Below are 324 nucleotides of genomic sequence, written 5' to 3'. Positions count from 1 at the left end.
AATGTCGGAAAAATAATTCGCTGTTTGCTTCTCCCTCAATTCGCCGTCCGACACTGTTCATTATCAAGGTTGAGCCGGACATTATGGTAACAGATATTTGATTTTGCCATATGCCCCACTCCTATCCTATCTGGTTACGGTGCTTTGCAAGGAAAATCCTGCCAAGCTGTTCATACCCCTTTGCATTTGCCTTGATGTCCTCAATGTACTGGAAATTCCCGCTGGCTTGTGAACCAAACAGCCTCATGACTGCCGCCCCGCCGCCTACGAACACAATCGGTATCACATCAAGGTTGTAACCGTGTTCTTTCAGGGTATTGTAGA

The 324-nt window shown here is 46.6% G+C and carries 1 pseudogene; it reads right to left on the bottom strand.

The features are described 5' to 3' along the window. Nucleotides 1–121 precede the first annotated feature (121 nt). Nucleotides 122–324: pseudogene (locus tag E5329_RS29510) on the bottom strand (ParM/StbA family protein); the annotation flags it as partial.

Origin of the sequence: Petralouisia muris, from assembly GCF_004793545.1 — a bacterium.
GTDB classification, from domain to species: Bacteria; Bacillota; Clostridia; order Lachnospirales; family Lachnospiraceae; genus Petralouisia; species Petralouisia muris.
The sequence above is the reverse complement of the archived record's forward strand: the minus strand, read 5'-3'. Positions and strand labels throughout refer to the sequence as shown.